23 protein-coding genes are annotated in these 26,979 nt (G+C 32.6%); 8 read left to right on the top strand and 15 right to left on the bottom strand.

Translation table 11 applies throughout. The annotated features are described in order from the left end of the window. Window positions 1-40: 40 nt before the first annotated feature. Genes QO182_RS15145 through QO182_RS15125 form a run of 5 tightly spaced genes read left to right on the top strand, consistent with a single transcriptional unit; the run spans window position 41 to window position 3,686 of the window. Window positions 41-643 (top strand): DUF1684 domain-containing protein, encoded by a 603-nt coding sequence (locus QO182_RS15145; protein ID WP_371562521.1) that lies wholly within the window; start codon window positions 41-43, stop codon window positions 641-643. Continuing rightward, window positions 643-1,299 (top strand): TatD family hydrolase, encoded by a 657-nt coding sequence (locus QO182_RS15140; RefSeq protein WP_371540383.1) that lies wholly within the window; start codon window positions 643-645, stop codon window positions 1,297-1,299. The genes QO182_RS15145 and QO182_RS15140 overlap by 1 nt, the downstream gene beginning before the upstream one ends. Window positions 1,300-1,356: 57 nt before the next feature. Continuing rightward, complete coding sequence (locus QO182_RS15135) at window positions 1,357-2,073, top strand: ThiF family adenylyltransferase (RefSeq protein ID WP_371540386.1); 717 nt, start codon at window positions 1,357-1,359, stop codon at window positions 2,071-2,073. A gap of 41 nt (window positions 2,074-2,114) precedes the next feature. Beyond that, on the top strand, window positions 2,115-2,789 hold the full coding sequence (locus QO182_RS15130) for an HAD family hydrolase (protein ID WP_371540390.1): 675 nt from the start codon (window positions 2,115-2,117) through the stop codon (window positions 2,787-2,789). 54 nt (window positions 2,790-2,843) lie between these two features. Beyond that, entirely contained in the window at window positions 2,844-3,686 is an 843-nt protein-coding gene (locus QO182_RS15125) for a DUF2911 domain-containing protein (protein ID WP_371540393.1), read from the top strand. Window positions 3,687-3,980: 294 nt separating this feature from the next. On the opposite strand, the gene QO182_RS15120 is transcribed toward QO182_RS15125, so the two are convergent. The 14 genes from QO182_RS15120 to QO182_RS15055 form a co-directional block, all read right to left on the bottom strand. After that, complete coding sequence (locus tag QO182_RS15120) at window positions 3,981-5,696, bottom strand: sodium:solute symporter (protein WP_371562520.1); 1,716 nt, start codon at window positions 5,694-5,696, stop codon at window positions 3,981-3,983. A 121-nt stretch (window positions 5,697-5,817) separates the two neighbouring features. Beyond that, on the bottom strand, window positions 5,818-8,349 hold the full coding sequence (locus QO182_RS15115; protein WP_371562518.1) for a PIG-L family deacetylase: 2,532 nt from the start codon (window positions 8,347-8,349) through the stop codon (window positions 5,818-5,820). Between the two features lie 162 nt (window positions 8,350-8,511). Next, the gene (locus QO182_RS15110) at window positions 8,512-9,087 is read right to left on the bottom strand and encodes a hypothetical protein (RefSeq protein ID WP_371562516.1); all 576 of its coding nucleotides are present in this window, start codon (window positions 9,085-9,087) and stop codon (window positions 8,512-8,514) included. A gap of 180 nt (window positions 9,088-9,267) precedes the next feature. Beyond that, a complete protein-coding gene (locus QO182_RS15105; RefSeq protein WP_371540406.1) occupies window positions 9,268-9,759 on the bottom strand; it encodes a hypothetical protein in 492 nt (163 codons plus the stop codon). A 155-nt stretch (window positions 9,760-9,914) separates the two neighbouring features. Beyond that, entirely contained in the window at window positions 9,915-10,217 is a 303-nt protein-coding gene (locus QO182_RS15100; protein WP_371540408.1) for a hypothetical protein, read from the bottom strand. 167 nt (window positions 10,218-10,384) lie between these two features. After that, window positions 10,385-12,208 (bottom strand): hypothetical protein, encoded by a 1,824-nt coding sequence (locus tag QO182_RS15095; protein WP_371562514.1) that lies wholly within the window; start codon window positions 12,206-12,208, stop codon window positions 10,385-10,387. A 109-nt stretch (window positions 12,209-12,317) separates the two neighbouring features. Then, window positions 12,318-13,499: an AI-2E family transporter gene (locus tag QO182_RS15090; protein ID WP_371540414.1), complete on the bottom strand. Its 1,182-nt coding sequence runs from the start codon at window positions 13,497-13,499 to the stop codon at window positions 12,318-12,320. Window positions 13,500-13,638: 139 nt separating this feature from the next. Further along, the gene (locus QO182_RS15085; protein ID WP_371540418.1) at window positions 13,639-14,169 is read right to left on the bottom strand and encodes a mechanosensitive ion channel domain-containing protein; all 531 of its coding nucleotides are present in this window, start codon (window positions 14,167-14,169) and stop codon (window positions 13,639-13,641) included. An 11-nt stretch (window positions 14,170-14,180) separates the two neighbouring features. Further along, window positions 14,181-14,765: a Maf-like protein gene (locus QO182_RS15080; RefSeq protein WP_371540420.1), complete on the bottom strand. Its 585-nt coding sequence runs from the start codon at window positions 14,763-14,765 to the stop codon at window positions 14,181-14,183. Continuing rightward, the gene (locus tag QO182_RS15075; RefSeq protein WP_371540422.1) at window positions 14,758-15,684 is read right to left on the bottom strand and encodes a geranylgeranylglycerol-phosphate geranylgeranyltransferase; all 927 of its coding nucleotides are present in this window, start codon (window positions 15,682-15,684) and stop codon (window positions 14,758-14,760) included. Before QO182_RS15075 ends, QO182_RS15080 begins: the two co-directional genes overlap by 8 nt. Before the next feature lie 61 nt (window positions 15,685-15,745). Beyond that, entirely contained in the window at window positions 15,746-16,273 is a 528-nt protein-coding gene (locus tag QO182_RS15070; RefSeq protein ID WP_371540424.1) for a KdsC family phosphatase, read from the bottom strand. Next, window positions 16,257-17,030 carry a Rossmann-like and DUF2520 domain-containing protein gene (locus QO182_RS15065; RefSeq protein ID WP_371562511.1) on the bottom strand — a complete coding sequence of 258 codons (774 nt, stop codon included), beginning with the start codon at window positions 17,028-17,030 and terminating at the stop codon, window positions 16,257-16,259. The genes QO182_RS15070 and QO182_RS15065 overlap by 17 nt, the downstream gene beginning before the upstream one ends. Before the next feature lie 332 nt (window positions 17,031-17,362). Beyond that, window positions 17,363-18,142 (bottom strand): peptidase MA family metallohydrolase, encoded by a 780-nt coding sequence (locus QO182_RS15060; RefSeq protein WP_371562508.1) that lies wholly within the window; start codon window positions 18,140-18,142, stop codon window positions 17,363-17,365. Window positions 18,143-18,503: 361 nt separating this feature from the next. Then, window positions 18,504-20,576 (bottom strand): hypothetical protein, encoded by a 2,073-nt coding sequence (locus tag QO182_RS15055; RefSeq protein ID WP_371540432.1) that lies wholly within the window; start codon window positions 20,574-20,576, stop codon window positions 18,504-18,506. Between the two features lie 757 nt (window positions 20,577-21,333). On the opposite strand from QO182_RS15055, the gene ccsA reads away from it, so the two are divergent. Further along, window positions 21,334-24,525, top strand: a complete 3,192-nt coding sequence (gene ccsA / locus QO182_RS15050; RefSeq protein ID WP_371562506.1) for a cytochrome c biogenesis protein CcsA — start codon at window positions 21,334-21,336, stop codon at window positions 24,523-24,525. Between the two features lie 58 nt (window positions 24,526-24,583). On the opposite strand, the gene QO182_RS15045 is transcribed toward ccsA, so the two are convergent. Then, window positions 24,584-25,489 carry a helix-turn-helix domain-containing protein gene (locus QO182_RS15045; RefSeq protein ID WP_371562503.1) on the bottom strand — a complete coding sequence of 302 codons (906 nt, stop codon included), beginning with the start codon at window positions 25,487-25,489 and terminating at the stop codon, window positions 24,584-24,586. Window positions 25,490-26,244: 755 nt separating this feature from the next. Between QO182_RS15045 and QO182_RS15040 the strand changes: the two genes are divergently transcribed. Both QO182_RS15040 and QO182_RS15035 read left to right on the top strand, forming a co-directional pair. After that, on the top strand, window positions 26,245-26,724 hold the full coding sequence (locus tag QO182_RS15040; RefSeq protein WP_371540440.1) for a T9SS type A sorting domain-containing protein: 480 nt from the start codon (window positions 26,245-26,247) through the stop codon (window positions 26,722-26,724). After that, window positions 26,721-26,921, top strand: a complete 201-nt coding sequence (locus QO182_RS15035) for a hypothetical protein (RefSeq protein WP_371562500.1) — start codon at window positions 26,721-26,723, stop codon at window positions 26,919-26,921. The genes QO182_RS15040 and QO182_RS15035 overlap by 4 nt, the downstream gene beginning before the upstream one ends. Window positions 26,922-26,979 lie beyond the last annotated feature (58 nt).

Below are 26,979 nucleotides of genomic sequence, written 5' to 3'. Positions count from 1 at the left end.
CCTTTGTAACTTTTAAACTATTTTTGCTAAAATGAAAAAGATGAAAAATAGTTTATTAGTGCTTTTTTTAGTGCAGTTAAGTTTTGGTTTTGCTCAAGAAAAATTTAAAATCAGTTCTGCAGAGAAATTTCAAAAAGAAATTAATGGGGAATATGCAGCAGCTAAGACAAGTCCTTTAACTAAAGGAGATTTAGCAAGTTTCAAGACCTTAGATTTTTATCCAATAAACGAAAAATATTTTGTTGTAGCCAAGTTTACTAGAACAGCTAAGGAGAAACCATTTGAGATGAAAACGTCAACAGACAGAAAACCAGTCTATGTGAAATATGGAGAAGTAGAATTTACCCTTGACGGAAAAGCTTTGAAACTTAATGTGTACCGTAATATTGAACTTTCCAAACAGAAAAAATACAAAGATTATTTGTTTTTGCCTTTTTCAGACCTTACTTCTGGAAACGAAAGCTACATAGGAGGGAAGTATATTGATTTAAAAATACCTAAAGACAACACGATTGCTATTGATTTCAATACGTCGTATAATCCCTATTGTGCTTACAATCATATCTATTCTTGTCCTAAGGTTCCATTAGAAAATGATTTGAATGTCGAAATAAAAGCGGGCGTTAAAAAATTCCATGATTAATGAAATTCTTTAATTTCCATACTCATAAATGCACTAATCAAGCTGATGTACTTGAATTAGTGAATCAATATCCACAGGAGTTCGACGCTTCGATTCCGTTTTATTCTATTGGGATTCACCCTTGGTATATTGTGGAGGATCGTGTAGAAGCAGATTTAGAAATTATAGAAAGTAAACTACAAGAAACGAATTGTCTTGCCATTGGAGAATGCGGATTAGACAAAAGAATAGAAATACCATTGGAGTTGCAACAAATGGTTTTTGAGAAGCAATTGCTTTTGGCACAAAAATACAATAAACCTATTGTTATTCATTGTGTAGCAGCTTTTCAAGAAGTAATTGATACTAAAAAGAGACTTAATATTTCAGTTCCAATGATTATTCATGGCTATTCTAAAAAGCAACAATTGGCTAAACAACTAGTAGATAATGGATTTTATATTTCGTTTGGAAAATATTTATTAAGGAATCCAGAATTGGAATCGGTTTTTACGAGTATTCCAAATAATCGATTTTTTTTAGAAACGGATACTGTTGAAGAAAATATAGATGTCGTATATACTCTTGCGGCTAAGTATAAGGGCGTAAATTTGGAGAAAATCCAAAAACAAATAAGCAGTAATTTTCAAGCCGTTTTTAAAACGGACTTGATTTAAAATAGCAAATATTCAAAAGGAGAAGTTTCTTAGAACTTTTAAACAAAAAAAACAGCAATGGCAGAGTGGACAGAAAGAGCGGAGCTTTTATTTAAAAAAGAAGGATTAGATAAACTACAAAATGCTAATGTATTAGTTGTAGGTCTTGGTGGTGTAGGATCTTTTGCAGCTGAGTTTTTGGCTAGAGCAGGAGTGGGCACCATGACAATCGTAGATGGAGATGTAGTTGATATTACTAATATAAACAGGCAATTACCAGCACTGCATTCTACCGTAGGAGAGGCAAAGATTAAAATTGTAGGAGATCGTTTGATGGATATTAATCCAGAATTGAAATTGACACGTGTACAAGAATTTCTTTCGCCAGAACGCGCATTTGAAATTGTGAGCGAAGAATTTGATTATGTTTTAGATTGTATCGACAGTATAACTCCTAAATTGAATTTAATCATTGCAGCCAAAAGAAAAAGAGTAAAGATTATAAGTAGTATGGGTGCTGGAGGAAAAATGGAAGCTTCCAAAGTGAAAGTGTCTGATATCAGTACAACTGTAAACTGTTTTTTGGCAAAAACAATTCGCAGGCGTTTAAAAGAAGTCAAAATTGATAAATTAAAAGTGGTTTTTTCATCTGAAATTCAAGATGACGCCAGTTTAAAAATGACTGATGGTTCTAATTTTAAAAGATCTTTTTATGGAACTAATAGCTATATGCCTGGATTATTTGGACTATACGCTGCTGAAACCGTGATTCGCTATTTATTAAAAAAAGAGTAATCACTATTTATTCTCATTTTCCAAACCTCTAACTCAAACAAATGATACAAACCGTAATTTTTGATATGGATGGCGTAATTGTAGATACCGAACCGGTACATCGTTATGCTTATTTTCAGCAGTTTAACGAATTAAATATTAATGTCACTGAAGAGCAATTTACTTCATTTACGGGAAATTCGACTCGTAATGTTTTTCAAAAAATAAAAGCCATTTTTAATTTAGAACACGATGTTGAAGATTTGATTCAAAGAAAAAGAGCTATTTTCAATGATGCTTTCGACAATAAAGAAGATTTAGAATTATTGGAAGGAGTAGAAAAGCTAATCATGGATTTTCATGCTAAAGGAATGCAGTTAATTTTAGCTTCATCTGCTTCAAAAGTAACTATTGAGCGTGTTTTTGGGCGCTTTAAGTTGCATAACTACTTCACTCATATTGTGAGCGGCGAGGACTTTCCAAAATCGAAGCCAGATCCAGCAATATTTGTGCATGCCGCTTCTTTATCTATCGCTCCAAAAGACAATTGTATAATTATAGAAGACAGTAATAGCGGTGTAAAAGCGGCTAAAGCGGCCGGAATATATTGCATAGGATACAATAGCATTCATTCTAAAATGCAAGATTTATCTGAAGCAGATGTGATAATAAATCATTTTTCGGAATTAGATTTCGAAAAAGTTGCATCTATTCAATCCAAATTAGGGAATAATTAACATATAACACTATCTGAATTTGTAATTTTGAAAATCACAAACAATCACCATCTTATGAAAAAAATACTAATTGCTTTAGCTATCATTATCACTCAATTTACACTTGAGGCACAAATTAAAACACCACAGGCAAGTCCGAAGACAACTATTGATCAAGTTGTAGGTCTTACTGATGTAGAAATTGTTTATTCGAGACCATCTGCACGAGGTAGAGCGGTTTTTGGTAACTTGGTTCCCTTTGGTGAGCTATGGAGAACAGGAGCTAATGAAAACACTACAATATCGTTTAGTGATGACGTGATCATCGATGGTAAAACATTGAAGAAAGGAAAATATGCTCTATATACTATTCCAAATATTCAAAGTTGGGAAGTTATTTTTTATACTGCGACAGACAATTGGGGGACTCCAAAAGAATTTAACGAAGCTAATGTAGCCTTGCGTACCGTTGTAAAAGAAGAAGCTGTACCAAAAGCAGTGGAGAGTTTTACAATTGGAATAAATGGGTTAGATACAAATTTCGCTTACTTAGAAATGTATTGGGAAAATTCTCGTGTTTCTTTAAAATTTGAAGTACCTAGTCAAAAAAATGCAATTGCTAGTATAGAAAAAGTATTGGCTGGTCCTGCAGCTGGAGATTATTTTTCAGCCGCTCAGTATTTTTATCAATCTAACGGAGATATTAACACTGCGAGAACCTATATTGATAAAGCATTAGAATTAAGTGCCGATAAACCATTTTATTTTTTACGTCAACGATCATTGATTCTGGCAAAACAAGGAGATAAAAAAGGAGCTATTGAAACTGCAAAACTATCTCTTAAAGCAGCGGAAGCAGCTGGTAATAATGATTATGTTAAGATGAATAAAGATAGTATTTCTGAATGGAGTAAATAAAAAAACGTCTTATTTATTATAAAAAATCCCGTCTCGACAAGTACTGTCAGACGGGATTTTTCATTGGTATTAAATTAGAATTCAAACGATACACTTTAATATTTTGCTTTAGATTCTACAAATTAATTAGTGAAATTTATGGCGAAATTTTAATGGTACATAGGTTTAATTTTCTACTAGGAATAACACTTTTAGTTTAAAAAAATAAGTAAAAATATATTTTAACTATTACAGAATTAGTGAAAATTCATAACTAAATAATTATTAGTTCATCTAGGCGATAGTCATAAAATATTATGCTTTTTCTTTTCTGAAAACAGACAGTTGAAGTATGGAAGACAGCACGATCGTAAGCATTGCCCCAATGAAGTTTAGCCATAAATAACCCAGCTTGGCTTCGCCGGCAGGGAAAACAAAAATGGCATAGTAGTATATAAAGAAAATGGTGATTTGGCTGACCAGGGCACTGTAAAAGATGGCTTTGGCTTTGACGAATTTGATGTAAAATCCGACTAAGAAAATTCCCAGTACCGTTCCGTAGAAAATTGAACCGACGATGTTGACCAGTTGGATCAGGTTTTCGAATAGGGTACCGACACTGGCAAAAAGAATGGCTACAACGCCCCAAAACAAGGTAAAAAACTTTGTCGCGTTGAGATAGTGCTTTTCTGATTTCTCCTCCTTCAGGTTACGTTTGTAAATGTCGATGGCTGTCGTGGAGGCTAAAGCGTTAAGACCGGAAGCCGTTGAAGACATCGCTGCCGATATAATCACGGCCAGCAAGAGTCCGATAAGTCCTTTGGGCAGGTAATTTAAAATAAAATGGAAAAAGACGTAATCTTTATCATTCGTTTCGCTGCTGCTATCCGCTTTTAGAATGATTTCTTTAGCACGGTCTCTCAATTCTTTTTCTTTTGCCGACAGCCCAACCAATTCCTTTCGCAGAATCGGATTATCGTAATCTTGGTTGAGCTGATCGATATACAGCAGGTTTATTACTTTTTTATCTTCGGAGAGGGCATCCAACTTCTTTTCTAAAGCATGATATTCATCTTTATATTGCGAATTATCGACAGTAACTTTATTGTTAGGATTAAAGTTTAAAGGTACGGGATTGAATTGAAAAAAAACAAAAACCATAACTCCAGTCAACAAGATAAAAAATTGCATAGGTACTTTTAAAAGCCCATTCATAATTAAACCCATTTGGCTTTCACGAACCGATCTGCCGGACAGATAGCGACCCACTTGTGACTGGTCCGTCCCGAAATAGGCGAGTGCCAGAAAGAAACCGCCCGTTATCCCACTCCAAATGGTGTATTTTTCTTCCGGATCAATGGAAAAATTGACGATATTCATTTTGTCGTTTGCCCCAGCAATATGCAAAGCATTGCTAAATGTCATTTCGTTGGGCAGAAAGTGAAGGATGAGAAAAAAAGTGATCAACATTCCTGACATAATCACGAACATTTGCTGTTTTTGGGTCACGTTTACCGCTTTTGTCCCCCCTGAAAAGGTATAGATGATAACCAGAACTCCTATGGCAATGGTCATATAATTAAGATTCCATCCTAATATGGCCGATAAGATGATTGCGGGGGCATAAATGGTAATGCCGGTACCCAAACCTCTCTGGAACAAGAACAGAATGGCGGCGAGGGAACGCGTTTTCAAATCAAATCTTTTCTCCAGGTATTCATAGGCCGTAAAGACTTTGTATTTATGATAAATGGGGATAAAGGTCAGACAGATGACCACCATGGCAATAGGTAAACCAAAGTAAAACTGCACAAAACCCATTCCGTCATGATAAGCCTGTCCAGGTGTCGACAGAAAGGTTATCGCACTGGCTTGCGTCGCCATAACCGATAGGCCCACAGTATACCAGGGCGTTTCGTTGCCGCCGAGAATATATTCTTCCACATTTTTACTTCCCTTGGTTTTCCAGGCGCCATAAACCACAATAAAAAGTAAGGTGCCTATAAGTACAATCCAATCGAATAATTGCATAGTTTAAGAGTATAATTTCATTATTAGATAAAAAACTAAAATATAAATAGCATTTGCTATAAGTACCATTGTATAATCCTTTTTCCAAGGTTTTGTTTTTTTTGGTTCCATATTTATTTCTTTAGTTTTTTAAGTTTTGTGAAGAAACTGTGATTGGCGCTTTCAACGAAATCATATTCGACAAAAGGCGATAAGCTCCTGATACTCCTTCTGGCAATTCTCTAAAAAAACTTAATCCGGTATAAATATAGTATCCTTTTCCATAAGGCGCAACTAGCAAGGCTCCATTTGTTGGACTTTCTCCTTTGTCATTAGAAGACAAAATAGGAGTGAAGGTGTTGTCAAATTCGTTAGGATAATATAAACCTTGTTCTTGAGTCCAACCTTCAAAATCTTTAGTGGTGATTTTATTGGGATAATTTAAAATAGGATGGTTAGGGGCTAGAAATCGGACTTCGGCATTTTCTTCGGTTACTCTGTCACGGGATATTTTTAATGGGTAAGGTGCAATATCAGCAGGAAGTGACCCGTCAGGTGTATTGTATTGAACAATCATTGTTTTGCCGGATTTTACAAAATCAAGAAGGATTTTTTGTTTGTTTTCTAATGAAGGAAGCACATTATAAGCGCGAATTCCCGTGATAACAACATCAAATGACTCTAGTTTTGCTGGCGTGATTTCATCAGGATTTAATAAGGTCACTTTATACCCCATCTGCATAAGTCCTTCAGGAACCTCGTCGCCGGCACCCATAATGTAACCAATTTTTTGATTGTTTATTTTAAGGTCTAACTTAATAAATTTTGCTTCCGCAGGTTTCAATATCTGCTGCTTGGTTATATGAGGGTAATCTATTATGACCTGATCTTTATCATATCTTTTAGTATCTACTATAACAACACTTTTAGCAATAGCTTCATCAGGCTTTGCTGGCGGAGTTACTTCAAAGTAAAACACTTGTTCCGTTCCTTTTTTATCTAAGGAGAAGGGAATAGATTCTGGCGAAACTGACCAATTTCCTGGTAATTCTAATTGCAAATTTCCTTTTATGTTATCTTTTCCTGCTTTAACACTTACGGCAATTGGTTTTTTATTTCCATTGTTAAAGAACGAAACATGATCCAGGATACTTGTAGTAACTTCGGGTACAATATCAAGATAATTATACATTTCACCTTTTACATTGTCATTGTATTTGTAAACGACAGCGCGTTCAAATGGAATTTTTATTCCATTAATTTGAACATTAAAGATCACCTTTACTTCTCTGATTATATCTGGAATACCTATGTTTTTCTGGTCAGCAACTGTGTACATACCGACAGTTCCTTTTTCTTTTAACCAATAGGGTTGCGTGTATTCTATTGTTGTTGGTAGTTGAAAATCAAGCGTTATGTTTTCATCACTATTGTTTTTTAAAGGTGTATTGAATACCGTATTTTTCTGGTTAGGCAAGGTGGTTACGCTTAGTAATTGCATATCAATGCTGCTTCTGTTTATGGCTTCGAGCTTTAGTTTCACAACACTACCAGGAGTAGCTTCCTGATTCAAGGATACAGCTTCAAGGTATAAACCAGAACAAGCCGCAATTATTTGTTCGATCTCGCCCATTTTTAATGCTTTCCAATGATTGTCATTCAATGACTGAATCATTAAATAAGCTTTGGTCAAATCAGAAATACTTGCTGAGGGATTTGAAAAATCGTATTTTGAAGCTATTTCTCCAAGTAATTCTCCAATGGGTTTTCCACCAGAAACGCGATTCCAGCTAGTATCAACTCCTTCAAAAATATCGGTGCTGTTGTTTAATTTCTCTCCATTGATAAGTTCTAAATATTCTGATTCTTCACCTCGAACTCCTGTACTTCCAAAACCTTGTGATTGATGGCTACTTCTGCTTAAGGCTGCGATTTCTTGGTTTGATTTTCCTAGGTTGGGATAATAAACTCCGGTTTTGATGGTAGTTAAATTACTTTTGTCAGCGGCATCAAACTTTTCTTGGCTACCATAAAACCACCACGAAGCATTGAAAAACTGACGTTTGGGTTTCCAAGTCTGCACTAATTTTAATTGTTCAGGGAAAACGGTCGTGTCATTGGTTAAATTAAAACTTTGGGTGCTTAATATTGCTGAAGCTGTATGATGTCCGTGCGTTGTACCTGCAGTACGATGGTCGAATCGGTTTATGATAACATCAGGCTGAAATTTACGTATGGCCCAAACTACATCAGAAAGAACTTTTTCTTTATCCCAAATTTCAAGTGTTTCATCAGGGTTTTTGGAAAAACCAAAATCATTGGCACGGGAAAAAAACTGCTCACCACCATCTATTTTTCTAGCTTCAAGTAGTTCCTGCGTTCTAATGACTCCTAATAATTCCCTTAATTGAGGCCCTATTAAATTTTGGCCTCCGTCACCACGCGTCAAAGACAAATATCCCGTTCTTGCTTTCACATCATTTGATAAATAAGAAATTAACCGTGTATTTTCATCATCAGGATGTGCTGCAATATAGAGTACAGATCCCAAGAAATTTAATTTCTCAATTTGGTTGAAAATTTCAACTGAATTTGGTTTTTGTGGCTGTTGGGCTGATAGAATTTGGAAACAAAAAAGAAGAATTAAAATATATTGAATTTTATTTTTGAGCATTTTTTTATAATTTAATTTGCAATTAGACCAAATGTAGTAATTATATTTTTTTTTAAAAGATTTCTTATTTTCTTTGTTTGAATAGGTAGCAGTAGATTTGTAAAAAAAAAAGAGAACACTGTTATAGTGTTCCCTTTTTTTAAGCGGTGTTAATCGTTAGGATTAACGTTTTCCATGGCTGTTTTTTTCATGACTTTTCTTATTGCTGTTGCTTCTACGATTATCATACTTTTTATGATTATCAGAATTTTTGTGGCTTCCAGAATACCTGCGGTCATTTGATGATCTACGGTTAACAGCGTATCTATGATTACCTGACCTTGTATGGCTTCTTTTAGCGTCTCTATGATTGTCATATCTTTGCCCAATTGTTCTTTGACGTTGACTTCTATAGTGTGGGCTATATCTTTGTCTGTGATTGTTGTAGTGCGCATAAGGTCTCTGACCGTGATAGCCGTTTAAGACTACTTTATACCCACTGTATAAATCATAGTTTCTATATTGTCTGGGTAAGTATCGTGATCTTACCCATCTTCCGTTTCCAAAATAAACAAATAAGGAAGATCTAACGTCATAATAAGCTTGAACATCTGGCAAATAATAATATTCTGCTGCTGCATATCCTGAAGGTCCCCAGGCAGGAGCTGTACCTATATTTAAATTTACTGAAACTTGTGCTTGAATTGAACTGGATACGAGTAGAATTATTCCAACGGCTAATAGTTTTAATGTTTTCATCTTTTCTGTTTTTTTTTCTATTTATATTTAATATTGTACTGGCTAGCACAGTACTTTTATCGTAAAACCAACAACTGTGCCAAGATGATTTTATTAACATAGGTTTAAATTTTAATGTAGGTGCAAAAAAAAAGAGAAACGCAAACTGCGTTTCTCTTTTTTATAACTATGAAAGTGAAATTAATGTTTTCCCTTTCCATGGCCTTTGTCTCCATGACCATTGTTTCCATGGTCCTTATTTCCTTTACCGCGATTATGTTCATTATCGTTGTAATTTTTATGGTTGTCTTCTCTATGCCCAATTGTTTTTTGGTAACGACCTTTATATCCTTTATAATATTTTGCTTTGTGTTTTTTATAATAGGTATAAGGAGTTCTACCATGGTAATCGTTTAATACCACTTTATATCCACTATATAAATCATAGTTTCTATATTGTGTAGGTAGATATCGTGATCGTACCCAATTACCATTTCCATAATATATAAATTGAGACTGTCTAATGTCGTAATAAGCTTGCACATCTGGTAGGTAGTAATATTCTGTTTCCGCATATCCTGAAGGTCCCCATGAAGGAGGACTACCAATATTTATATTCACAGAAACTTGTGCACTTGCTGATCCTGCTATTAAAAGAACTATTCCCAGAGCAAGTAATTTAAATTTTTTCATTTTGATATATTTATTTTGTGGTATTAGTACTTTAATACACGATAGTTGTAGCCAACTATTGTGCCATACTATTTTTGTTAACATTCATTTATGTCTATTCAAAAAAAAAGAAACGTAGTTTACGTTTCTTTTTTTCTAACCTTAATGGTGATTTTTTATAATAATAAAATCAATAAAAGAATAATAATAATAATTGCTCCTACAGAAAAATAAACACCTTGTCCAGATCTTTTTAATTCTTTTTTGATTTCACGAACTTCTTTTCGTAATTCTTTTTTCTCTGAAGATTTTAAAGAACTTTTATCCATTTCTTTGATTTCGTCTAAACGATTAAGCATGGTTTGTACTTCAGCAGGAACTTCTTTTGCAACAGGGTTTTTTTCAGCCGCTACTAATGTAGAGGGAACAGCGCATAATGATAATACCATTATCATTAAATAGAAACTTAATTTTTTCATCTTGGTTAGGTTTTAATTTGAGTTGATTATTTTTACAAAGGTAATGACAATTTGTTAATTGGAATTGTATAATTAATCACTATTTTTACAAAATTCACAGTTTTATTAAGGAATTCTCAGCTGTAAGGTTGCGTATTTTTCTACTTTTAAATGTGTATTAGATTTTATTATTTGTACTCAACTGTTTTGGGTTTTGCTAATTCAAAATTCTGTAACCCTATATCTGATGTTTGAAAAGCATTAGTTGTAAATACATTATCTCCTTGGAAAGGGATTGTAGGGTAATAGGAAAGTGATAATTGGAAGGAACGAAAGACTAAGTAATCATTATTGATGATTACACCAATACCAATTTTTGAGTATGCTTTACTTGTTGTTGTTCCACCCACTTTATTTCCTAGTAAGGCGATGGAATAATTAAAATAGGGATTCATTCTAAATCCTCCAAAATCTTTTGGTGCATAGGCTTGCGTTTGCAAAGTCATTAACATTTTACGGGTACCATATATTGCGCTATTGAAGCCTTGAATTCCATAATTTTCATTAATCGTCAATCGGTCACCTACTGAATTCTGACGATTATTTCCAATGATTATTTGCGGCTTGATAAATTGCCTTAATTTCCAATATCCCATTGTCAACAGTTTTGTAAAATAGTTGGCTTGAAAAGAAAAAGTAGTCTGCTCTGTTTTTGAATTACTAAAGAAAGTTCCTGCTTCAAAATTAGTGCTTAAAAATCCCCATTTATGGTATTTTCCAAAAGATACCTGAGCTCCTAAATAGGGCCTCCATTTGGAATTTTTATATTGATAGCCGTATGTTAGGCCGTAAATCCTTCCAGTGGGAACGTCTTCAGTTATTCCATTTCTAAAAATATATTGATCTTTAACAAACTGACGGGTGTTAATCCCTATTCCGGATAAAATCAATTGTTCTCCCGAAAAGAAATTAGCAGGATCATATTCGATGCTTGGGCTTTCAAGATAACTGATGTTTAAAAATCGTGCTGATAAAATTAGATTTGTACTTTGATCAATGACTGTAGTTCCTTTAAGAATTTGAAATGCTTTTCCTATCCAAAAATCATGGGAACTAAATTTAAAATTTTGTGTTACATAGCTTAAATCTGCTCCTTGTAAAGTATCTTTTCTAAATTGCTGATCTAAATAAATGCCGCCAGCCCATTTTGCCAAAGGAGAATAGAAAGGGCGTTCCACGTCTATACTTTTAGCATAATAGTTGTCCAGATCATTTTTGTATTTAAATTGTGTTTTAACAAAGGTATTCCTGAGGTTAGGTACGGTGTAAGCTAAATTATTACCGTTTTTTCCATCACTGGTTCGATGCGTGTATATGTAGTCCAACTGATGACCGATACCAAAAAAATTTCTTTCATTAATACCTAATGATGTTTTATTGCCTGAAACTGCAATTTTTGGGACGGTACTCCAAGAATCTAACACCCGAATAGATATATCCACAGAATCAGACTGCACAGTAGCTTCTTCTACAGTGATAGTGACTCTGTTTACAAATTTTTGCAACCTTATGATACGCTCGGATTCTTTTATTAATAAAGCATCATAGGGTGTGTTTTTTTTGAAAAGCAATAGGTTTTTTATGGCTATTTTTTTGCTTTTAAGATGTATTCTGTTTCCTGTTCTTTCGGCCCAATTATGAGGGTTTACAGTGGTGTCAAGGTCAGAATGTCCAAAAGGATCTAAGGTTACGATATTGATTTTTCGGATTATTTTACCTTCAACAGACCGTTTTTTTTGAGGTCGCTTAATCACTTGTTTCTTCTTTTTTGAATTGATGGGTTCAAAAATTACTGAGTGTAAAAATCTAGTAAATTTATTTTTTTTGGAATACGTTTGTAGGCTTTGGTACACGTCAGTACTGTCTTTTTCCGTTTTTTTAATTTGCGAAAAAGAAATTTGACAGCAAAAAAACATCAAAATAAGCAGTACTATTTTTTGTTGTGATTGCATTTAAAAATATTTACAATAAGAATTAAAGCGCAACATGTTTTTTGTTTTACTATAACGCACTTCTACGGTGTTTTATTGTCGAAAAGGAATGGAACTAGTATTCGATTTTTTAATCAGTATTCGATTCCGTTATTGTTTCTGAAATGTCATCATCAGAAATTGTAATTTGTCCGTGATTTTTGTTCGATTCTTTTTCTGAAGTCACTGGTTTTTTATTTCTCCAGATAAATGTTTTGGGTAAATTATCTCCCATCAGGTACCCCCATGGTTCTAAAGATTCTATTCGATCAAATATTATTTTGAGTATGGCTAGTAATGGAATTGCTAAAAACATACCTGCAATACCTGCAATACCGCCACCAATGATAATTCCCACAATGGAAACGAATGCATTTATCTCAACCTTGGTATTGATAATCATCGGAACAAGGATATTATTATCAATGATTTGTACAACTACATTTACAACGATTACACCTACCATAACTGATAATTCAGGTGTTCCTGTTAATGACGATAATATAGTAACTGCACCAGCAATTAAAATACCTATGTAGGGAATTAGGTTTAGAATTCCTGTTATAATTCCCAGTAGAATGAAATATTCTACTCCTATGAAATAAAGACCAATACTAGTTAGAACTGATACTACTACCATTTCGATAATTAAGCCAACAATATAGCTGTTTATAGCTACTTTTATTTGTGACAATATTTCTTGTAACTTTTGATGGTGTTGCTTTTTGACCAATTTTGCAAAAAATAAAATAAAATGTGTTCTGTATAAAAGAATCAAGAAAGTGTATATAGGTATTAAAGTCATATCAACTATAGTATCAGTAACAGATATCAAAGTTGTCCCAATTGTTTCCGTGCCTTTTTTTACAGAATCCTGTGTTACATTAGCAATATATTTTTTTTGCTCCCATACACTTACATGAAAATAGGTACGTATGAAGCTTTGAATGTCTGTAATAAAAAGGTTGATATTCTTTTTTATGCGGGCAAAATCACTGGCAATGTCACTAACTTGGTACGAAATGAATGCAAGGATTGCAATTATGACTAATACAAAAAAGAGGACTGTTAAAGATACGGCAAGTACATGGGGGATTCGGATTTTATCACTCAAGAAATGAACTATAGGCAATAGTAAAACAGCAAACAAAAAAGCCATTAATATGGGGATTATGACTCCTTTTCCAATGAAGAAAATATACGTAATACTTATTAAACTAATTAATGAAAAGGCTAGCCTAATGTAAAAGGGGTATTTGATAGTATTGCTCATATTTCTGGGATTGAAATTCTAATGTAAAGTATTAATTCTTTAAGAAACAAATATGAAAATTTTACTATAATTTTAGGTTATAGTTTTTTTATTATTTGTTATATAATTGCTACTTGTAGCCCTTAACTTTAGAATATATCTACTCAATAAAGTCTTTATCATCAAAATGATGTTTCATTATGGAAATACCTTTTTGGAAAAGTAAGTTATTTGGGTAAATAATCATTTCGCCTTCTTTCGTTTTTAAAGAAACATGGAATGCTTTTATATCTTCAATTTCAGCGACGATGGGGAAATCTTTATCATGGATTCTGATTACATCTCCTATTTTAAAGGGAAAGTTAAAAAACAGAATAATACCTGAAGTAATATTACTCAAAATAGACCATTGAGCAAACATCGCTACACCAACCACCGTGGTGATGGAGGAAATAGCAATGATAATATCTTTAGGTTGAACTCCCCAGATTAGTATCAAAGCAATTATTGCCAGAATATTGACCAGTATATGCAGGTATTTTACAACTAAATTAGTGCGATGCTCTATAATATGGGTCATCTTTGCAAAACGTCTGACTAGTTTTGAAATGATTATTCGCAAGGTAAAAACAAGTAGTATTAGAATCCCACTCGCAACTATTTCTTTGGTAAAATCGTTAAAAAAAGACATGTTTTTCTGTTTTAAGCTAAGTTACTTAAATATTCGTAAACCTTGTCTACAGGCATTCCCATCACATTAGCATAAGAACCTTCAATTTTTGATACACCTATGAAACCAATCCATTCCTGTATTCCGTAAGCTCCGGCTTTATCAAAAGGTTTAAAATTCTCAATGTAATAATTAATTGCATCATCACTGAGTTCGTTGAAAGTAACTTTTGTTACCTCGTATAGTAGCTCTGTCTTTGAATTAGTTTTAAAACAAACAGATGTAATTACTTCGTGAGTAGCGTTAGACAGTGACTTTAAAATAGCAAAAGCATCCTCTTTGTCGGTTGGTTTCCCTAAAGCTTTGTTGTTATGCCAAACAATGGTATCGCTTGTAACAAGTATTTCATTTTCCTGCAATCCACCTTCAAAAGCACTGGCTTTTAAGTTGGCCAAATAATTTGTTATTTCTTCTCTTTTTAGATGTGGTGGATATATTTCTTCGATTTCTTTTAATCGAATTTCAAAATCCAATTCTAGGTCTTTAAAGAATTGCTGTCTCCTGGGAGAACCAGATGCCAGAATCAATTTGTATTGTTTTAATTTATCTTTAAGCATTGTATTTTATATTTAAGGTGATGATCACTATAGATAGAATTCCGAAAAATAAAATCCATTTTAGTAGGGTACTCAAGGTATGAAATTCTTCTTTAGTTTTAGCTGTCCAAATTTTGATAGTAAAGAAAATAAGGGGGGCTAAAACAAATAAAAGGCCATAAAGTGTGGCAATAAATAAATCGTTAGCCACGAGATACGTTTTAGTATAAACGAAGAGCGTGATTATTGATAGCACGGCTAATACAAAAACTACTTTTGTTGTTTTTTCTATTCCTAGAACTATGGCTAGGGTTTTCATTCCTTGGTTGTTGTCTCCTTGTATGTCTTCTAAATCCTTGACTATTTCCCGAATAAAATTAATTATAAATGCAAATAAGGCGTAATCTAAAAGTATAGAAAACAAGTTGGCCATTGCAAGCTGATTCGCTGCGTCAATCGCAGGATATAAGTCAAAAACACCAATAATCACAACGCTAAAGGCTACTAGTAGCGCTACAATAATATTGCCTAATATCATCATTTGCTTTAAACTCGTTGCGTAGATGTAAAGGCTGGCAGCGATCAAAATAAAAATAGTTGCAAAGGAGGGCTTAACAATTACGTTAGACAAATAAAAACCTATTGCAACTCCACTGATATTAAGCGCGGCGTAAATGTTATAGGCTCTAGATTCAGAAATACTTTTACCAATGATGACCTGATGCGGTTTATTATCTAGATCTGTATCCTGATCAAAAATGTTATTGATAACATAACCGGCTGCCGCGATTAAAACGGTACTTAGTACCAATAATCCATATTGCCAATCGCTTAATGCCAGAGGTATATTTTGCAATTTCAAAAAACCGTACCTAAAGAGCAATTGCATAAAAGCAAGCATCAATAAGTTTTGGTATCTAATGATTTTCAGGTATTTCATACTTGATTTACGGTCTTTTAGAAAGTTTTGGAATTTGGAACTTCAATTTTGGTTGTTTCTATTAATCAAGTTTCCCGTCAAAATAAGACATCCATTTTCCTTGTACCTTCATAACCTGCTCGATAACATCACGAGCAGCTCCTTTACCACCATTTATATGTGAAATGTAAGTACAAATTGTTTTTATTTCTGGAGTAGCGTCCTGCGGGCATGTTGGTAAACCTACTAATTTCATCACATGATAATCAGGAATGTCATCTCCCATATATAAAACTTGCTCTGGATTGATATTATACAATTCAGTATATTCTTTAAACGTTTCTACTTTGTCTGGTGTACCCAAATGGATATCTGTAACTCCCAGATTGCGCAATCGTACGCGAACTCCTTCATTACTTCCACCCGAAATAACACAAACATTATAGCCGCTTTCTACAGCCGCTTTCATGGCATAGCCGTCACGGATATTCATTGTTCTAAGAATTTCTCCTTCAGTGGTTACAAATACTGAGCTGTCTGTAAGTACGCCATCAACATCAAAAATAAAAGTGGTGATGTCATTCATTAATTCCTTATAATTTTTTGCCATGATCTTGTATAGATTGTGTTATGATTTTATAAATGGTTGTTTGATTTTCGTCAGATAAAAATAATTGATGTGCTTCAATTGTCTTTAAATCATTTCGTTTTGCCGGCCCAGTCTGAGCATCTTTAGGCGAAATGGTCATTATTTTTTGTGCTGTTTCCAGAATTAAAGGTTTTAAAATATCGAAAGGAACTTGATTCTCCAGACAAATTTCATTTCCAATGGTGTATAAATGATTCGTAAAGTTATTTACGAAAACTGCCGCTACGTGTAATGCCTTGCGTTGTTCAGAGTTGATAGCAAATACTTTATTAGAAATTACTTTTGCTACCTTCTCCAATAATCGAAAATCAGTTGAGTTCTCACTTTCTAAGCAAATAGGGATTGCCTTGAAATCTACTGCCTTGTTTTTGGTAAAAGTTTGGAGCGGGTAGAAGACCCCTCTTCGGTTGTTGTCGTTTATAACATTTAAACCTACGCTACCAGAGGTGTGTACCACCAATCGGTTTTTAAAAGCTAATTGTGCAGCAACAGCTCCAATGGCATCATCTGAGACCGCAATGATGTATAGATCGGCCTCTAATAAATTAGCTATATCTGTTGTGATGAGACTAGCGTCTAATACGTTTGCTAGTGTGTTCGCTTTTCTAGAAAACACTTGAACTAATTCAATTTCATCTCCTGTATTCTTGGAGTTTTGAAAAGCAGCAATTAAATGTTGTGCTACATTTCCCGAGCCTATAATAATAACTTTAACCATGTGACAAAATTAGGAAAAAAAATGAAGTAGTATGGTAAATAAAGGCAGAGAAGATTTTAAGCATAAAGTCTTGTAATGCATTATGAAAGGGCATATAAATGTGCATAGTTTTAAAACGGCAAAGAAAATAGTGGGTGTTTAACTGTAAGTTGTATTGTTCTATGAAGGTTTTTTTACTGAAGAAAATGCTACGCTAGCGTTGGGTGTAAATCAGCGTATTCTTTTAAAAGTGGAGCGGTTCGGGTCAACAAAGGCTTCATTATTTCGTCCGTTCGTAATTGCTCGGGTGTTGACTTTGCAAGCCCAAAGAATCCTTAGCTGTTAGAGACCGTTTATATACAGCCTTTATTAAATTCCTCCCAATCAAATTCAATATTTTTAGGGTATTTTATCTTTAATTCAGATTCTATTTTACTTTGCATTTCCTCAAATTCAAACCCGTATATTTTATTAAAGTTGTTATAGCCTTCTACCCAAAGTTTAGATAATTTTTCAAAACCGTAATTATCAATTAAATATTTGACAAGAAAAGCACTTTGTGTATATGTAATCATATCGTTAGCAGAATAAAAATCATTCGCTATTGTATTCATAGGAATCAGTTTTTTACTCTGAATAAAGTATTTATATATTTCTTCCAAACTATATTTACTACAAGTTCCACCTGCATATGTTGCTAAACCTTCGTTCATCCAATGTGAACTTTCTGCTGTATCGCCCCATTTATCCATACTTATCATATGCATCATTTCATGTTTAATTGGAGAATTTTTATTTTTATGTATCATAAATACGATATCTCTTTCAAAAACAGCTAAACCTTGTGCGCCATATCCTGAGTACTTAAGCATTTCTTTTCTTGACGCCAAAAACTCTATTTCAATAATCTTTTTATACTCTTTTTCATTGATTAATTCCAAGTCTTCTTTTATGGATTTTTGGGATAGTGCTATATCAGATTTTCTCTCTTTAATTGGAACGTTAGAATCGAAAAAATAAGTTATATTTTCAATAGTTTTGTGTTCTCTAATAACCTTTTTCCATTCTCTATTTTGTCCATTTATATTGTAAGAGAGGATTAAAATTAGTGATATCGAAAATATTTTTTTCATTTATTTTAGTATTTGATTTACCGTCCTTTTGTTTATCGTCTTCGGATAAATAGTTGCTTACTTGTATACTATTACCATAAAACTACTTCATTACAACCAAAAAGGTTGGCTTTATACCATAAAGTAACTTTTTGTCATTTTGCTAATCTATAAAAAAAATAGTACAAATATGTTTAATTGTAAAAACAAGATGTCACTTTTAGTCGGTTTTGCGTGAGGGGTAGAAGCTGGCTACCGCAGTAGCGCGGATGACCCGACAGCTTCCCGAAAAAGGGCGTATCTAGACAAAGTGAAATAGCCCTTTTTTTGGGACGGTGGCACGCCCAGATACCCTTGTGTATTTTACTATATCTTAATTTATTTATTTCAACAATTCGGGATTGCTGAGGATCAATTCTATTTTCTTTATGATTACAGTAATTTGATTCATTTGTGTTTCTATATTTCTAAAAAACAGACTAATATCTCTGTTAACCCAGCTTTCAGAAATAACTCTTGCGCCCAAACTAATTCTTAAAACAGCACTTTCAATATCAGTGGTATATTTTACATTAACGGCTTGTCCTATATGGCACTTTTGGGCAGCAAGCCTAATAATTTCTAGTGGAGAATCTTCAAACTGATCAGATATATCTGAATTTAGTAATGTATAGAGCTTTTTTACATTATCAACCGATAAGACTTTATTGTCTTTAAGGATAAAGAAAGGGAAAATGGTACGGATATTTCTTATTCCAAATTCTTGACTATTATAACTATTCGCTTTTGTTTCATCACCATAAATGGGTTCTAAAAAAGTGGCTTCTTTTATTGAATCGTCAATAAAATTACAGAACATCTCAATACCCATATTCCTATATAAAACGGGTGTTTTATAGTATCGGTCCATTTCAACTATGGCAGCGTTCCAGCGCATATAAGAACCATAGTTATATCCATCAGATAACTCATTTGAACAAGACCAAGAAGTTGGCCAATCAGAATGATTATAATACTGGGTTAAACCTTTTGGCAACTTATTTTTTGCAGAATGAATTGACTTGCTAACATTTTCGGGTAGAAGTAATGCCCCTGAGTAAGGAGGCCCAGTAAAGTATTTACTTCCTGTCACAGTAACAATATATCCTTTATTTAAATAATTTTGTATGTCTTTAGGGTCTAATCTAAGTTGAGAACCGTCTACAATGATCTGCATTGATAGGGCATCGATTGTATTCAATTTTTGAATTAATGCGTCAGTAGGCGATTGATATCCTAATTTCGATTGATCCATAGTATGCAGTACTACGTGTCTGCCTAATTCATTGGTTTTAGAAATAGCATTATAGACCTCCTCGTCTAATTGACTGGATGATTTTAATGCGCCATTTTCATCTCTGAAAGTAATTTTAATTAAATCAACATCTCTAAATCCTTCAATTTTATCACCTTTCTTAATAGGGTAATTTAAAGCGGTTGTGTTTTCAAAATGACATCCTTTTAATGCCGCAGGTATACCGCTACCAGTTTCATCAGAAGCTACTAAAATATGCGTAATGTCTTTTTCGGACATAATTTGAGTTATCGCTGCTATTTGAAGTGAAGAATCAGTTCCTGAGGGCGAAAAAATTATTTCACATTCCTCATTTAATTTAAATATTTTTCTAAGGTTATTTTTTAGTAGTTCAGAAAACTCGGTAGTCGTATTTTTAAAACCATTTGTCAGACTGTTTCTAATTAAAATACTTCTAACTTTATCTGTTTTATCAAACGCAAAATTAGAGACACTTGTTCCTGTAGATGAGGCAAAAGTAAAGGCATCTGGTCTAGGAAATGGTCGGCAACCATATTTATTTAATAAATCAATTTCGTCAATATTCAATCTAAGATCACCACCAGACATTAATAAATACTCTGTTGGTTTTGCCAGATTTTCAACAATGGGCTTCCATGATTCTTTAAATACTTTGTTAGTAGTATTCAAGCCATGAAAAGGTTGAAGTTTTTCATATTTTAATAATGATTCTGTATTTAAAACATTATTATTTTTAATCAAATCAATTAACAAATAATCAAGATTTTCTAATTTTTCTTTATCATTTTTAGGTAACAATTGGTAAAATATACGGGTCACTTCAAGCGCTGCGATATCACATAAAACAGTATCCTGTTTTTCATTATTCAAAGCTTTATACCACAGTTGCCATTCAATACCATATCTTAAATAAACTAAAGCTAAAACAGGTTTACTCAATAATATCGAACCAATTATAATCGATTTGTTTGGTACAATTTTAAATATATTAGGCTCAGTAGTAGAGGTAATAATATTTATGTTGTTTATTTTGGGTACTGTATTAAATCTTTTTAAGACGCGAACTAGATAATTCACATTTTCTTTTTCAAATATACTGCTTCTTTTATATTGATTTTCAATAAGTATATTATTTGTCATAGGTGTTTTAATTTATAACGTTCATGAGAATGAAGTTCTTTACTAGGAATGTTTTCGTTATCATTTGAACCTCCAAATATAGTGTTTGTTCTAATATTAAACTTTGCAAAGAACGGCTTTATATTAATTTAGAGAACTTCAACTTAAGATATCCACGGTTTTTATATGAATAGTATTGTTTTTAATTTCTAAAAGTTGAAATGTAAAATACTGATAATCAATAATTGTATTTAGTTTTTTTAGTAAACAGGACATTTTCTTTAAGACTCATTAAAGGTTTTGCCATTAAATGGTAGTTATTTATTTTATGAAAGTAATATCGCATTGTTTTGTGTAAAAATATTACTAAAGCACTTACTTCCTTCTGTAAAGTGCTCAATAACTTTACGATACTTTACAAATGGCAGGTTATTGGATGACTAGAGTAAAATAAAAAAAGTCGTTGTGTAAAACATCGTAATTTTTCTATTGTACGACTTTATAAAAACAGGATTGTAAATAGCCCTAAATCTAAAAACCATACATCATTGTTAGTTGATTTTACGTGAGGGATAGAAGCTGACTACCGCAGTTGTCTCTCCTGAAGCGTCTGGACTGATAGTTTTCCGAAAAAGAGCGTATCTAGACAAAGTGGAGTAGTCCTATTTTAGGGATTTTAAACCCTTAATTTTGGATTAAATTAACAACTGTGGGAAGATAGAAGTCAACAATTTTAAGTACTTTTGTCGCACTTTTATAAAAACGTAATTCCTTACAAATGGATAAAAAAATATTTTCATTTTTGTTTTCTACACGATTAATGGCACTTCTTTTCCTCTCTTTCGCAATAGCAATGGGAGTAGGAACTTTCATCGAAAGTAAATACAACACGGATACAGCTCGCATTTTAATTTATAATTCTTGGTGGTTTGAAGCGATAATGGTTTTTTTTATGATCAATTTCATAGGGAATATTAAGCGTTACCAACTATTAAAAAAGGAAAAATGGGCTACTTTATTACTTCATTTGTCATTTATTTTTATTCTTTTGGGCGCATTTGTAACTCGTTATATTAGTTATGAAGGGATGATGCCAATACGTGAAGGCGCTGCTGAAAATCAGTTTTATTCAGACAAAACATTCCTAACCGTTTTTATCGATGGGGAATACAAAGGGGAAATGAAACGTAGGGTTTTTGAAAAGCCATTATTACTTTCGCCGGTTACTAATAACAATTTTTCAATCTCTGATAAGTTTGCAGACACTTCATTTGAAGTAGAATATGAAAATTTTATCATGGGTGCCAAGGAATATGTAAAAGCCGATCCTAGCGGAGTTTTATATTTCAAGCTTGTGGAAGCAGGGGATGGCGGACGTGAAGAACATTTTCTAAAAGAAGGAGAAGTTCAAAATATTCATAACGTTTTATTTGCTTTAAATAAACCTACTGAGGGTGCGATTAACATCAATACGACTGGGAAAGAATATACAATACAAACACCATTTGAAGGGAACTTCATGAGAATGGCCGATAAATTAGAAGGTGCGGTAACTAAAGATATTGTACAGCCTTTAATGATGCGTTCATTATACAGTATAGGAGAAAAAAGATTTGTTTTTCCAGATTCTGCTGTAAAAGGTGTAATTGCTTATGAATCTAGTAATGATTTTAAGGCAAAAAATCATACCGATGCTTTGGTACTAAAAGTAAAAGCAGAGGGACAGGAAAAAGAAGTGACTGTTGTGGGTTCTAAGGGTAGAGTAGGAGATTTTCAAACGGTAAAAATTGGAAATTTAGATTATACTTTTTTCTACGGTAGTAAAGCTTACGTTTTGCCTTTCAAGATAAAACTGAATGATTTTATCGCTACAAAATACCCAGGAACAGAAAAAAGTTACTCTTCTTTTGAAAGTAAAGTGACAGTTCAGGATTCTACAGAGGTATTTGATGCTAGGATTTTTATGAATAATGTTTTGGATTACAAAGGATATCGTTTCTTTCAATCTTCATTTGATCCAGATGAAAAGGGAACAGTCTTATCTGTAAATCACGATTTTTGGGGAACAGCGATTACGTACGCCGGTTATTTTATGTTATTTTTTGCAATGATGTCTATTATGTTTACAAAACACTCTCGCTTTGCTGATTTGAAACGAAAATTAGATGCGGTTAAAAATAAAAAATCAAAATTGATTACTATTTTAGTTTTAATGATAAGTATGAGCGGTTTTGCTCAGACGCACAATCACGAGCATGATGAGAATGGGGACCATGCTGATCACATTGAAAATGGGAATCACACCAGAGTTGCACCTACTGAAAAACAGTTGGATTCCTTACTGAACAAGTTCAAAGTGAAAGAAGAGCATGCTGCAAAATTTGGAAGACTTATTATTCAGGATGCAGGAGGAAGAATGAAACCAATCAATACCTTCTCATCTGAATTATTGAGGAAAGTGAGTCATGCTAATGAGTACAAAGGGATGAATTCTGATCAGGTATTTTTATCCATGTCTCAATATGCACAATTCTGGATTGAAATTCCATTAATTTATCTAAGAAGCGGAAATGATAGTATTCGAAAATTAATAGGAGTAGACGTAAAAGCGGAAACGGCTCCATTTATTGCGTTTTTTGATGAAAAAGGGAATTATAAATTATCACCTTATTTAGACGACGCTTATAAAGCAGCTAATCCGAATCAGTTTGAAAAAGACTTTATTGAAACAGATAAGAAAGTAAACTTAATGGAATCAGCGTTAAGTGGAAGAATTTTAAAGATTTTTCCAATTCCTAATGACGCTAATAATAAATGGGTTTCATCTTTAGAATTAGGTGAAGCAGGATTAAAAGGAATGGATTCTACCTATACAAAAAGTGTTTTGCCGTTGTATTTTGGATCATTAAATAATGCTTCTCAAACTGGGGATTATAAAAACGCCGATGATTTAGTAGAAAGTATCAATGGTTTCCAAAAGAAATTCGGAGCCAAAGTAAGACCTAGTGAAGACAAAATTTCAATGGAGATTTTGTACAACAAGTATGATTTACTTCAAAAATTACCTTTCGCTTACGTTTTTGCATCTATTTTGATGTTGATTTTTACTATTGTGCAAATTTTTAAAGAAACGAAATTATTGCGTGTTTTAGTAAATTCGATGCATGTATTAATTGCGGTATTGTTTGCGTTACATACATTTACATTAATAGCACGTTGGTATATATCTGGACATGCCCCATGGAGTAATGCGTATGAAGCCATTGTTTATGTGGCTTGGGCAACGATGTTTTTCGGTTTAGCGTTTGATATCAAATCGAAGTTAACTGTAGCTTCGGCTGCGTTTGTAACGGCTATGATTTTATCTGCGGCTTATATGAATTGGATTGACCCTGAGATTGCTAATTTACAACCGGTTCTAAATTCGTATTGGTTAATGATCCACGTTGCTGTAATTGTAGCGAGTTATGGACCGTTTGCATTGGGGATGATCTTAGGTTTTGTTTCTTTATTGTTGATCTTTTTTACCAATGAAAAAAATAAGGCCAAAATGGATTTAAATATTCAAGAGATTACCTATATCAACGAAATGGCGTTGACGATAGGACTTATTATGTTAACCATTGGGAATTTCCTTGGAGGGCAATGGGCTAATGAAAGTTGGGGACGTTACTGGGGATGGGATCCAAAAGAGACTTGGGCATTGATTAGTATTATGGTCTATGCATTTGTGATTCACGCTCGATTTGTTCCTGCTTTAAGAGGAAAGTGGATTTTTAATCTAATGAGTATGTTTGCTTTTGTGTCTATTTTGTTCACTTATTATGGTGTAAATTTCCACTTGGTAGGATTACACTCGTATGCCAGTGGAGAAGCACATTCATTAAGTTGGATATGGTATTCTTTAGGAACAATATCTTTTATAGGTGCTATTACGTATCCAAAATATAAAAAGTATTATAAGAAATAAGAGTAATTAGTTTATTTCAAAAAATAGTAAAGGTTCAACTGAAAAGTTGGGCCTTTTTTTATTCTTTTAAGCTGTCTATATATTCTTTTGGTGATTGTCCACTAACATATTTAAAACTGGTGAAGAATGGATTGTAAGAGGCAAATCCAACTTCTTTTGCCAGCGATTCTAATGTATTTGCTTCTAAGTAACCAGATTGAATAAGATCTATAGAATGACGTATTCTAACCGTTTTTTTATAATCTGAAAAAGGAATTTTAGAATGATATTTAAAGATGTAATTTAGATGACTAGTTGGAATTTTTATTTTTTTTGCAAGATCAGATATTGAAAATTTAAAGTCTCTAAATGATTCAGGGTTTAAGGCTTTTTGTTCTATTTTATTTATATATTCAAGGATGTTTTTGTCAATCTGAGGTTTTAGTATGCTATCCTGAATATTATTTGATTCTTTTTTAGAATCTATATTCCAAATGTTATCTAGCTCTAATTTGTATGTTTGCTCTTTTTTTAGGATATCATTTAGCACATCATAACCATATAGAATTTCAGGAGAAATTAAGGCTTTAAGGAATAGGAACATCCAAAAAAGGCTTGATATCCAAATAAGCTTTTCGTCAGAAACCGTATTTTCATCAAAGAATTTCAAATAAATTGATATTAAAACCCGTATGATACTTAATGTAGATAAAGTTAGTAGATAGAAAGTCCAATTTTTAATTAATCTATTTTGTTTATTTAGAACGCTACGTTTATTTTTTTTTAACCAAAACTCTTTAACCAGCATAATATAGCCTAAGTACCAATACGTAAAAGCGTATATGGAGAAAAGTGCAATTAAATTTAATTTCCAATTTATTGAAAGGAAATTACCAGTAGTATTGATTGTTACAATTATTAAAAAGTATATAATCGGTATAATAAAATGTTTGAAATCTTGGAGTGCAAAATATTTTCTTTCCAAGATTAAGTTTTTAAAATACAAATATATGCATGGAATTAGTATTATAAAAAAACGGTTGTAATTGATAATTAAATCATTTAAATTTTTAAAATGAATTGAACAATTTAGTCCATGTATTATGTAACGGATAGAAACGAGAGTGAAAATGATAATTAAATAGATATTAATCATTTTATTCGTTTTATATTTTGTCAAAACAAGTAAGACGGTTAAAAATCCTAATAAACCAATTATTATTAGAAGAAAGTGTAGAAACATAAAAAAGATGATTTTTGTGCAATATATAGAAAAATATGTAAGGTGATCGTATTTGATTAGATTATACTACATAAATAGATCATTAAAATCAGTAAGTTCTACAACATGAATCTTTCCCTTTTAAGCAGCTTAGTAGAATTGTTAATTTTAATGGTTAGGCTAAAATAGAGATGTTTTTTTATAAAAAAAAAAGAATATAAATTAAAAATATTAAAAGAATGATGAATATGTAAATACTGGTTTAGTTGGTGCTATCAATTTAATTTAACCGGGACTTTTTGAAGTTAGTCTTTCAAAAAACACGGTTTATTGTTTTAGTATCGCATTTTGATTCGATGAAATAGTTACTAAAAACCTAAAAACAGTTACTTATTTATTACATAAAGTATGATAAATCAGAAAAGTAAAGATCATATTTTTTAATTTATCGATAAAAGAATACATTTACCCGACGAAGTGCACGAAATGGGTACTTTATTTGTTAAATAAATAATTATATGAAGTATTTACTTTTATTTTTTAGTATCACTTTTCATGGTCAAGTATTACATCACCATATGCTTTCTTCTCAAGGAATGTCAACAAAAACCCCTAATGGTTTAATAATTAGTCAAACTATAGGTCAGCAAAGTTTAACGGGTACTTCCAGTACTAATTTTGTTATGTTGCAGGGTTTTCAACAAAGTGTTTGGGGTAAATATATTGCTTCTAATAAAAAGGAGGAAATTGATGGTCTCAAGACGATAACCTATCCTAATCCATTTACTGAATTTGTCAATTTTCAATTTTCGCAACCGGTTACAGAGACTATATCTATTTATGTCTTTGATATAGTGGGACGTTTGATATTCCAACAAAATAAAAAATCAGTCGACAATATTCTGACTATTGATTTGGCTTTATTACCAAATTCAGAATACTTAGTACAGTTAAAAACGACCAATCTTACTTATTACACTAAAATTATTAAACAATGATGAAAAACTACCTACTATTTTTTATTTTAATTGCATCCTGTCAATTATTTTCACAGGAAATTTATTTGAATACGGGAAAGAATTTTACAAAGTATGATTATAAAAATTCTTTTGGACAATCAAATCCTAATCTTCAAAGTGGATCAGGTAATTTTTATGAGATTGGTTTAATTAAACCGCTGGATTCAAGTTACTAATGCAACTTTTTGGTTAAACATATAATTTGGTGTTTCAAAATTAAATCTTTTTCTCGGA

Origin of the sequence: Flavobacterium sp. Arc2, assembly GCF_041431385.1 — a bacterium.
Taxonomy (GTDB): Bacteria; Bacteroidota; Bacteroidia; order Flavobacteriales; family Flavobacteriaceae; genus Flavobacterium.
This window is presented reverse-complemented; position numbering and strand designations above follow the sequence as displayed.